Raw genomic sequence first — 9,195 nt, forward strand, 5'->3', positions numbered from 1 at the left:
CAATTACCCTTTCTGTACATCTATTTATTACAATCATATGCTTCATTTACTTCAGTCCCCATGAAATCACACTTTATAATGATCCAATCATCAGTATTCTCAAAACAATTGAATTTCGCTTTATTGAACGGATTGAGGTGCCTTTCATCGCGTTTTATTTGTTCGTCTTCTCACTCGTTTGGATTCCGTCTATGTATATCGTCTCTTTTTGCATAAGCAAGGTTTTCGGGCTAAGCAGCCATCGTATCCCATTACGTATCTTGTGCATTATTCTTGCGATAGCTACTTTTATTCACCTCCCCTCATTCAAGCAAAGCGATCAAATTGAATTATGGCTTACTTGGTTTGGTTTTGGGATGGAATATATACTCCCTAGTCTACTGCTGATATACATGGTCATTTACAAACGAATACACCGGAGGGCTGATCTATGAAGCTGCGCCTCTTTTTTGTATGTTGCTTGTTCATTACGATTTGCCTTACTGCATCCGCCTGCGGGGATCAGCTGTATTTAGAAAATGCGGCAACACCGCTTGCTCTTGGCATGGACCTAGATAAAAATGAGAAATTTCATTTTTATTCTTCCGCTCCTGTTTTCAGCAAAAACATAAAGAAAAAGAGTCAAGAAACATCAGGAAGCGCTAATTCGCTTCGGCAATCCAAAGCGATTCAAGACTCGCAATCAAGCGGCTCCATCCAAGGTCGAAATTACCAAGTGATTCTCCTTGGCAGACATTTTCTGAGTTACGAGGATTGGTTTCCAATGCTTGATGTGTTGTTTCGTGATGCAAGAAACACAGTAACCGACAGAGTTATTGCTGTTGATGGCTCTTTAGATGAGGTATTTTCACTAAATCCTCCTGATCAGCCGCTGCTTCCTATTCTGCTCAGAGGCATGGTGGACACCAAATCGATAAAATCGGAAACGTATGCGACGACCGCCCAAGAATTTCACAGGCAGTTTTATGATAAAGGCTTAACGCCTTACATTGCAGAAGTGAAGATCGTCAATAATCAGGTTAGGCTGAAAGGTTCCGCTTTGCTGAATCCGAAAGGCAAATATGAGCTTTCATTGGGCCCCCAAGAAACGATCATGCTAAGCATTTTGCAGAAACAAGCGGCACCGGGCTTCAGCTTGTCCTATCCTATTCCCGGTGAACCCGTAAACGGGCCATTCGAAACGAATATTTTGAGCCTAACTGGCGCCAAAGTAAAAACAAAAATCAAAACTACCTATGAAAACAATAAATTCAAGTTTGATATCCACGTGAAGACAAGGGTCGGTCTCTCCGAGCATCTATTCCCTTTCAATGTAGAGAAGGATGATAAAAAGCTGGAAAAACAGGTTGCTGTTCTCATGCAGGAGCAATTTACGAGCATTATCGAGAAACTGCAAAAACATAAAATCGATCCCATAGGGCTTGGAGTGTATGCAAGAGCAAAGGAATACGAGAAATTTTGCAAGGTAGAGGATCATTGGAGTGAAGCATTTGCGAATGCTGAAGTGCGTGTAAAGGTAGATTTAGAAATCACTTCAATGGGGCCTGTTAAGTAAGTATCGAGGGATTAAAAAAGAAGGATACCGGCAAGTATGCGGTATCCTTCTTTCTAGCGATGACTATTCCTATAGCGCTTGCTGAAAACGAATCTTATGCTCAAGCAGCTCTGCACGCTGATAAGCTTCTGCGATCCCATAAACAGCTATGTCCGCCTTGCTTACTTCTTTATAAGATAATGAAGTCTCCACCTCATGTTCGAAAGGGAATGGATTCAATTGGATGGTCGTTTCATCCTTCCAATCCGCGATCAATGAGGTTTGTCCCGTACGATCGAACCAATAGGGAAACCCATTATCAAACCATTCATATTGATTTCGAGGCGTTCCCGGCTGCTCCATACATACAAACAGCGACAGCTCATCACAAAGCAGCAGCGCTTTCGCATGAAGCTGAAGCAAACTAACATCCAGCTGCAGTCGCTCGATGATCGCGCTTTGTCTTGCAAATTCACGTTCTACAAACGTAATTGTATCCTCATTTCTGAACCGTTCAGCAAGCGTCGTATACAAAATACTGCCAAGCAAAGCGGCGTATTCGCTCGTTTTCTGAACATGATCCAAACCTTTTGAATAGAAGAAAAAGCGGATGTTGCCTGGAAAATCGCGGAACGAAAACGGCATATTTGCTGCATCATTCCAAAGCGGGATACGGTCCAAATCAATCCAGCTGCTGTCATGCTCATATGCAGCGTAAGCTAATTCATCTTTTCGTTCCTCACTATGAAATAACTGGCTCTGCCAGGCAGAAACAAGATCTCCGGATATTCTCGCATGATCATGTTGTGCAATCAATATGAATGCGTCTTCCTTCTCATATAAAATCATCGTTTCCATCCCTTTCTTCGTCACACAGTAGTTGATTACTATTGTATTTCTATATTAGCTATTCACGATTGTTCAGCGCATTAACCTGCTCAATTTCCTTATGCCGTGAAATAACAACATCCATTAAGCATCTATAAATAGAAGCTGCTGTCTCTGGATTTAAATCATGGCTGCTTGCAAGTTTCTTTATTTTATCAAATTGTTTGGCTTCACGGCTCAGGTCTTGTGCAGCGAGATGATTTGCTGCTTTGTACATACCCACTTCTTCCGTTAATTGAAACCGCCTTGCTAGCAAGGAAATGATGTCGTGATCGATTTGATCGATCGCTTGTCTTAATTCATCTAGTCTAGAAACTTCCATGCGTCTCTCCCTTAAATCTTTTTCCTATAATTGTACCATCTCCATCACTCAGCGGCTATGTGCATTCGCATTTATCGGATGTAAGTTCCAGAACAATAAAAAGAAGAGCCGCCTTATTTCTAAGAAGCAGCTCTCCTTTGAACATTTCTATCGTTTTATTTCGCGAAGACATTACGAATGAAACTGTGGCAGTAAATCAGCATGGCTTTCGAGCATCTGCTCCAAAGCTTGATATGCAGCCTCTTTATTTTCAATAGCCGGATCAGCGTCTATCGCTTTCTTCGCAATAGAGACATTGCCCATCACTGCTGCTTCAACGACAAGCTCATGAACATCCGAAATAACACGGCACAATTGAAGCAGCGGCTCTGGGAATGCTGGAACCTCTACCGGATGAATCATGCCGCCTGATACGGTTACTGGTATTTCTACGATTCTCTTTGAGGGCAGACCCGGTATTGCGCCATCATTCTTAACGTTCAAAATATCAATCTGAAGTTCGCTGCCCGTATACAACGCTCGAGCAAGCGCTACTGGATGCTCCCAGCTGCCATGGTCAAATAAACGATCATAATGCATTTTGCCTGCACCAATCTGCTTCAGCTCTTCCAAGCGTCTGCTGCGTTCTTCGAGCGACCCATGATATGGAGGTGCTGTCGTATAATGAATGTCCTCTTGATAAGGAAGATATTCCGCATGATGATCGACGTGGCCAGCCGCGACTGCACCATACTCGCACAGCCATCGCTTAGTGATACGAAGCTCGCGCTGCGTCTCTTCATCTTGATCAGACCAGTTCTCCTCTTCAATATATTGGATAAGCTTAGGCAGAAGGTCCTCACCCGTGCGGCTATCTTTTATTTCCATCACCCATGCAAAGTGATTAAGTCCAGCAGTTACGATAGATACCTCAGAGGCCGATTTGCCGAGCAGCTTTGGCAAAAATGTGTAGCCCTCAGCACCCCGATACGCAATATTGCAAAATCCAGCTATGCGAATCGATGAATAACGTGCTGCTGCCGTTACGACACGAGGCATTGGATTCGTTACATCCAGAATCCACGCCTGCGGACACAACTCCTCCATATCACGGCAAATATCCATGATCAGCGTAATGGACCGGAAAGCATTCATCAAGCCCCCCATGCCGCCACATTCCCTTGCTTGATCGGCCATCCCTAATGCATGTAATATATCAAAATCGATTTGCCAACGGCGTGCACCTTGAACCGAGGCGGATACGATAACAAAGTCCGCACCTGTTAACGCTTCTCGTCTGTTTACCGTTGCAGTCACAAGCATGTCTACCTTTAGCTGCCTTGCTATTTCTCTTGCAGCTGCTGCCATCCCTTCAGCCGCATCCAGATTTGGATCAACAAGGACAAGCTCACAGCCTGCAAGCCTCTCTTTTACGATAATATCTTCGAGTACTGTTGGCGCAAATACGAAGCTTCCTCCGCCTATCAATACGATTTTCACGATAGTCTCATTCCTCTCGGTTGTCTTTGGATTGCTATTGTTGAGCGGTAAGAGAGATAATAAAGGTATGAATAATTCCGTTTACAAAGGAGCTATGATGAGCAATCTTAATCCTGCCCTCAACCAATCATTTCCTAATTATAAAGAACAGCTTATCCTATACGGCATGCGTACGTTCGAAGCCGGCCAAGGCCCTGTATGCGATTTACATCTGCATCATCGGATGCTGGAGATCAATATTGTCCTAACAGGCGATCAAATCGCTCGTATTGGAAACGAGAGCTTCACGCAGCATGAAGGTGATATTATTCTCATTCCCCCCATGAAGCTGCATGACTTTATTGTTCCCGATCAGCAGACGATGCACGGTTTTGTCCTTCATTTGCAAAATGTGGACAGCAAGCTGCTCTACGCCTTTCGAGCTTGCGGAGAGTATTTATTTGCGAGAGACCATCCGCTCAATGAACGTTTGAAACCGCTGCTAAAAGCACTTATTTCCTGCTTGCAGCAGAATCCTTCTGCTCACCGCGTCTTTATGCTTTGTAATGAAATGCTGGTGCATTTGGAGGAGTTCGTGCAGAGCGAAGCCTTACTCTCCATCAATGAACCAAATGAGCAGCCGCTTGCTGATCGGATCGCGAGGGAAATTGAGGCGCTCATCAGCACCTTCAATGAGCTCGGTACAGATTCCTCAACGAGCAACTGGCTTGAAACCATCGCAGCCAAGACAGGCATTAGCCGCAGACATGCCGGCCGTTTGTTTCAACAAGCGTACGGCATGTCGCCTCGTCAATATTTATCGATCATTAGACAGCAGGAGGCGATGCATATGCTTGTCATGCGAAACATACCGCTTGAAGAAATCGCATTCCGAATCGGATTCGAGAATGTGCAAAGCTTTATTAGGCAGTTCGCCATATGGACAGGATTAACGCCTGGCGCCTATCGAAGACAGCATAAATCAACGATAAGCTATTTAACGCCGCTTGAGGTGGAGCCTCATGCTGGTCATTTATCCAGCTCCGTTCCCTCTGCTACCTCAGAATAACTTCAGGACGCTCATTCAATTGTACGCCTCGTTCAGCATACCAATTGAAATGCCGCGCCTCTCCGGCTATCTGCCAACGGGACGGACAGCGATCATCAAGCCAGTCCAGCGGTTCAGCCGGTGGCAGCGGTTTAGACGCTCGTTCGAACGCTTTGCGAATCGCTGCTTCCTGTTCCGCGCCAACCGCCTTTGGGTCTGCGGAAATGAACAGCGGTGTTCCGCTTTCGGACAATAGCTCCAGCCACTGCTTGTTCAAATGCCAAGGGACATCGGCGGTCAAGCCAACACAATCCGCATCAGCCGCAAAGAAAGTGTCATGCTGCGGCATGCGGAAAGCAAGCGTGTTGACACCCATTTTACGTGTACGCTCCCACTCCTTACCGCTAGTATCGTCACCGGTCCGCTGAATTTCAACCAAGCCCGCTGCTAAGTGCCCTACTGTATTACAGCCAATAATTAAACTGTCCGCTGAAGCTTCTGCAATCTTCTTATACAAAGCGACAATAATTTCCGCCGTCGTCTTCGTGCGATCAGCAAAAGCTAAACCATGATTACTCATTGATGCGCCCATTTCAAAGCCCCATTTGGCAAAAATATCGAAAGTGGAAAAATCATGCTTAATCAGTTCGTAACCCCAATCATGCAGCTTGCGAATTTCATTGCCTACATAGTCAAGCACATCAGGAACGCTTGGGTCCAAATAGATGCTGCCCACATTGTGGCCACCATATCTTCTCCAATGATTTGGCACACTGTTTGCGACTAATAGCGGTCTGCACCATATGCCAGGACGAACCCCGATTCCTTTCATATCGCTGGCCAGCTTCTGCATATCAGAAAACTGATAATTGGGTTCCCAAGGCCCACCATTGCAGCTGCCCCCGCCGCTGCAGAGCTGCCAACCGTCATCAATGACCATAAACGGACGGTTATCGACCGAAGAAGACCAATCTGACACGCGCTCTGAATCTGCGATTATCTCAGCTGTCGAGCTATTCCCATAGGCATAATACCAGTTGTTTCCCCCATACACAGGCTGTGAAGGCAGAATCGGCTGCTTGCACATCATTCTGCAAAAAGCCGTTGCCGCACCGAATGCCGATTCGCCTTCCGCACCTTCTCTCGTTACAATGACCGCAGCCTCGAGCGTTCGATCACCAAGCAGCACTCCCGCTTCACCGCAGCGAACATCAAGTGTCAGGCTAATTCCGCCTGCATCCGCTTGCCAATAACAAAAGGAGCTTGTACCGGTCTCTACGCCATAACCATGCGTACGTCCCCCTTTTGACAACAGGAAATACCAAGGCATTTCACGCTCAGCAACTAACCCCCGCCATTCCAAATCACCGTAACCTCGTTCCCATTGGTCACCCAGAACACGAATGCCCCCACTGTCCAGTTCTCGCTGCCATCTCAGATGAAGCCGCCTAACTGGCGTCTGGCCTGCACTTAATCGAACGGCCATACGATTAGCCATCGTTTCAAATGAAATGACGGTTTCGCCTGCATGCCATTCTCGTGAACGGAATGACGCGCGAACCCATCCCTCTTCCCACTCCATTTCAACATTGTCCGGATTGGTTAATAGATCTAAAAACTCCATCGTGAGCGCCTCCCGTATTTGAACATCGTTCTATAAAACCGAGTATAGTATTCGCTGCCAGCAATTTGAATAACGAAATGAGTCGTACCACGAAAAAATAATGAACCAAATGGGACATCCAATAACATAAAAAAAGACTGCCGCCGCCACTTCATGGCATTGAACAGTCTTCATATTCACTATTAATCTGACTTAGCAATCTTTTATTTGCTTAGTTCTCTGCGCACAACTGGCGCAACCTTCGTCGCCAGCAGCTCAATGGAAGCCGCTACCTTTGAGAACGGAATGCCGCCAATATCAAACTGAGCCATGAAGCGCTGATGACCAAAGAGCTCATGCTGCGCTAATATTTTCTCAACAAGCATTTCCGGGCTGCCAACAGCCAGCGCATTGATTGGACTTGCCAATTGTTCGAATTGCTCGCGTGCCATCGACTCGCCCCTCTGCTTGCCTCCCATGAACTGGCTTACATAATGAGCATAATAAGGATAATATTCATCCTTCGCTTGCTCAGTCGAGTTGGCAATATAACCATGGCTTGTGATCGCTACTTTTAGCTCTTCTTGTTTATAGCCTGCGCGAACACCAGCAGCACGATATACGTCTACAAGCGGTTTAAAACGAGCTGGATCTCCGCCAAGGATGGCAAGGGCCATTCCTAGGCCATGGCTTCCTGCGAGCTCCGCGCTCTGAGGTGTACCGCCGACACCGACCCATACAGGCAGCTTCGCCTGATCTGGACGAGGTGCAATCTCAGCATTCAGCAGCGGCGTTCTATATTTTCCATTCCAAGTGATATGCTCGGTTTCATTTAATGCAAGCAGCAGATTAAGCTTCTCCTGAAAGAGCTCCTTATAGCTCTCAAGCTCATACCCAAACAATGGAAATGATTCTATATACGCTCCGCGTCCCGCAATAATTTCCGCGCGTCCATCCGAGAGCAAATCAAGTGTGGCGAAATCTTCGAATACTCGAACTGGATCTGAGGTTCCAAGCACCGTCGTTGCACTCGTTAACCGAATCCGCTTCGTTGCTTGCGCGATTGCAGCAAGCAGAACAGGTGGAGATGTAACAGCGAAGTCCAAGCGATGATGCTCACCCACTCCAAATACATCAATGCCCGCCTCATCTGCAAGCTTGGCAGCTGCGACGATTTCCTTCAAACGCTCTCTCGCATTCGGCGATACTCTACTGATAGGATCAGTACTTATATCACCTAATGTGTAAATGCCAAACTCGAACACATCTGCTCGTTCCTTTGAAGACTGAGCAACTTGTTGTATTTTCTCGTTGATGTCAAACACCGCTTTCCTATATTTATATCCAAGGCAAGAGTACATATTTTGTTCGCCGACCTAGTTACTTTACGTAAGTAATGATACATAAGTTATTAAGTTGCGTCAAGATCAAGAGCATGAAGCCCGCCTAAATCTCTTACAAAGTACAAAAGAACCTTCAAAATCACAGTAAAAGTGATCGGAAGGTTCCTACTATTTAGGCTGATATGATGAGAAAGCCCCATGGTGCGAGCTCCAGCTGTTGTCCACTTGTAACTTTACTACCATTCAACAGCTCAGTACCGTCCTGATGCTTGTAGTCAAATGTAACGGCATCATTTGAGTAGTTGAAATAATATCGTATATGCTTTCCGCTAGTATTCAAGCCCGATTTCACGATGATTGGAAAAACAAGCTCTTGCTCTGCGCCCCAAAGACCTGCATTCTGCAAAGCCCCGCATAGCACACGTCTTACAACAGCAGGGCTAGGCAAGCATCCTATATAGGTAGCCGTTCCTTTTCCATAGTTATTTCTTGTAATCGCTGCATATTCACCCCACTGCGCATGATCATAATAAGCCAGCACTTCAGCAGTTGTTGGCGTGATAAGCTCCATCCACGCTTCAACCTCTTTCGTCTCGTTACTCTGATCGATCAGTGCCCCTTTTAACCCGACATGATTTGGCGTTACGAACATGCTATAGGATATGCCGCAAGCTGCTTGTATGATACCGGGCTGCTGTGAAGTACGTACCTTAACGACCTCGTCGGYGAATCCGCTTTTGAACGTATAAACCACATGTCCTCCGCTTCGTACGAATTCATTTAATCGCTCCAAAGTCTCTGAAGGGGCAGCGTAAAGCGCTGGTACGACAATCATATTGTATTTATCCAAATGGGTGCAGGTCGGCTGAATAAAATCGACCTCGACGTTAAGCTTGTACAATTCGTCATAAAGTGCGCGAACAACATCATTGTAGGTTTTTCCATCTGGAAGCTTAAACCATTCCATTGCAGATAAAGCCTCGTTGCTGACCATTACAG

Annotated in this window: 9 protein-coding genes; 3 read left to right on the forward strand and 6 right to left on the reverse strand. The window is 46.0% G+C overall.

Annotation, left to right across the window (positions count from 1 at the left end; all coding sequences use genetic code 11):
• Both AC1DSE_RS23805 and AC1DSE_RS23810 read left to right on the forward strand, forming a co-directional pair.
• The coding region (locus AC1DSE_RS23805; RefSeq protein WP_477528288.1) for a GerAB/ArcD/ProY family transporter at nt 1–434 on the forward strand (434 nt) is incomplete at its 5' end.
• Complete coding sequence (locus AC1DSE_RS23810; RefSeq protein WP_477511721.1) at nt 431–1,555, forward strand: Ger(x)C family spore germination protein; 1,125 nt, start codon at nt 431–433, stop codon at nt 1,553–1,555. The genes AC1DSE_RS23805 and AC1DSE_RS23810, both read left to right, overlap by 4 nt.
• Nucleotides 1,556–1,624: 69 nt before the next feature.
• On the opposite strand, the gene AC1DSE_RS23815 is transcribed toward AC1DSE_RS23810, so the two are convergent.
• The 3 genes from AC1DSE_RS23815 to AC1DSE_RS23825 all read right to left on the reverse strand — a co-directional run bounded on the left by AC1DSE_RS23815 (nt 1,625) and on the right by AC1DSE_RS23825 (nt 4,223).
• Nucleotides 1,625–2,392, reverse strand: coding sequence for a DUF3891 family protein (locus AC1DSE_RS23815; RefSeq protein ID WP_477528289.1), 768 nt, complete (start codon nt 2,390–2,392; stop codon nt 1,625–1,627).
• 49 nt (nt 2,393–2,441) lie between these two features.
• Nucleotides 2,442–2,744: a chorismate mutase gene (locus AC1DSE_RS23820; RefSeq protein WP_477511719.1), complete on the reverse strand. Its 303-nt coding sequence runs from the start codon at nt 2,742–2,744 to the stop codon at nt 2,442–2,444.
• 171 nt (nt 2,745–2,915) lie between these two features.
• Nucleotides 2,916–4,223: a family 4 glycosyl hydrolase gene (locus AC1DSE_RS23825; protein ID WP_477511718.1), complete on the reverse strand. Its 1,308-nt coding sequence runs from the start codon at nt 4,221–4,223 to the stop codon at nt 2,916–2,918.
• A 67-nt stretch (nt 4,224–4,290) separates the two neighbouring features.
• Here AC1DSE_RS23825 and AC1DSE_RS23830 point away from each other — a divergent pair, with 67 nt between their 5' ends.
• Nucleotides 4,291–5,271, forward strand: a complete 981-nt coding sequence (locus tag AC1DSE_RS23830) for a helix-turn-helix domain-containing protein (RefSeq protein ID WP_477511717.1) — start codon at nt 4,291–4,293, stop codon at nt 5,269–5,271.
• Here the strand turns inward: AC1DSE_RS23830 and AC1DSE_RS23835 are convergent.
• From AC1DSE_RS23835 to AC1DSE_RS23845, 3 genes are all read right to left on the reverse strand, one after another.
• Nucleotides 5,258–6,874, reverse strand: coding sequence for an alpha-amylase family protein (locus AC1DSE_RS23835; RefSeq protein ID WP_477511716.1), 1,617 nt, complete (start codon nt 6,872–6,874; stop codon nt 5,258–5,260). The genes AC1DSE_RS23830 and AC1DSE_RS23835 overlap by 14 nt on opposite strands.
• A gap of 203 nt (nt 6,875–7,077) precedes the next feature.
• Complete coding sequence (locus tag AC1DSE_RS23840; protein ID WP_477511744.1) at nt 7,078–8,169, reverse strand: LLM class flavin-dependent oxidoreductase; 1,092 nt, start codon at nt 8,167–8,169, stop codon at nt 7,078–7,080.
• Between the two features lie 199 nt (nt 8,170–8,368).
• Nucleotides 8,369–9,195, reverse strand: an 827-nt coding sequence (locus tag AC1DSE_RS23845; RefSeq protein WP_477528290.1) for a beta-galactosidase, incomplete at its 5' end; no start/stop codon positions are given.

Source organism: Paenibacillus sp. 01L418, from assembly GCF_056400045.1.